The organism is Halalkalibaculum sp. DA3122 (assembly GCF_043951865.1).
Lineage (GTDB): Bacteria > Bacteroidota > Rhodothermia > Balneolales > Balneolaceae > JAMQKA01.
In genome coordinates this window covers 1-1,342 of the sequence record NZ_JBINJF010000090.1, presented here as the reverse complement: position 1 = coordinate 1,342, position 1,342 = coordinate 1, and the positions used below count along the sequence as shown (strand labels likewise).

The window sequence follows — 1,342 nt, the reverse complement described above, 5'->3', positions numbered from 1 at the left end:
AGTCGGATATTATGAGTAATCAAAAAGATCAGAACAACAGCAAACGGAATATTTCGAGACGTGATTTTGTAAAGACCTCTTCGTCGCTGGCGGCGGGCGGCCTATTACTGAGTTCGCTTCCGGTGGGAGCGGGTGCCTATGCCGGGGGCAGTGCTACGCTGAAGGTAGCCCTTATCGGCTGTGGCGGGCGTGGGACCGGCGCCGCCCGGCAGGCGCTGAGCACGGGAGACGGGGTGCAGCTGGTGGCCATGGCCGATGCGTTCCGCGATCGGCTGGACGATAGCCTGAGCACCCTTGGGAAGGTGTTTTCCGATCAGCCGGAAAAGCTGAACGTGCCGGAAGAGCACAAGTTTGTGGGTTTTGACGCCTACAAAAATGCCATTGAGCTGGCCGATGTGGTGATCCTGGCCACACCTCCCGGATTCCGCCCGATGCACTTCGAGGCGGCCGTGGACGCCAGCAAGCACGTGTTTATGGAAAAACCGCTCGCCACCGATGCCCCGGGGGTTCGGAAGGTGCTGGAGGCCGGGAAAAAGGCCGACCAGAAGGGCCTCAATGTGGTTGTCGGGCTGCAGCGTCACTACCAGAACAGCTACCGTGAGGTCGTCGACCGCATTAAGAACGACGGCACCGTAGGCGACATCGTCTCCGGGCAGGTCTACTGGAACAGCGACGGGGTGTGGGTGCGCGAGCGGCAGCCTCACCAAAATGAGATGGAATTCCAGATGCGCAACTGGTACTACTTCACCTGGCTGTGCGGGGACCATATCATGGAGCAGCATATCCACAACATCGATGTGGCCAACTGGTTTATCGGGGAATACCCGGTCTCGGCCCAGGGGATGGGCGGGCGCGAGGTGCGCACCGGTTCCAACCACGGGGAGATATTTGACCATCATTTCGTGGAGTTTACCTACCCGAGCGGGGCGGTTGTCGCCAGCCAGTGCCGCCACCAGCCCAACACGATGAACCGGGTGGCGGAATTTTTCCAGGGAACCCGGGGCACCATCGACATCAGCGGGGACCGCGGGATCCTGAAGAGCTGGGATGGGGAAACCCTGTACAACCACGATGCGGAGAATGATCCGAATCCCTACCAGCAGGAGCACGATGAGCTGTTTGCCGCAATCCGCAACGGCGAGCAGATCAACGATACCGAGAACGGAGCCAAGAGTACGCTGACGGCCCTGATGGGGCGGATGGCCACCTACTCGGGGGATGTGATCGGCTGGGAGGAGGCGCTCAATTCCCAGAAAAGCCTGATGCCCGAAAAATACGGCTGGGAGGAGACCCCGCCCGTCGTGCCGGGACCCGATGGAACATACCCGGTGCCCGTGCCCGG

The 1,342-nt window shown here is 60.7% G+C and carries 1 protein-coding gene; it reads left to right on the top strand.

Annotated features, from left to right (window positions below; genetic code table 11):
- Nucleotides 1-11 precede the first annotated feature (11 nt).
- Nucleotides 12-1,342, top strand: a 1,331-nt coding sequence (locus ACG2F4_RS19295) for a Gfo/Idh/MocA family protein (RefSeq protein WP_395262578.1), incomplete at its 3' end; no start/stop codon positions are given.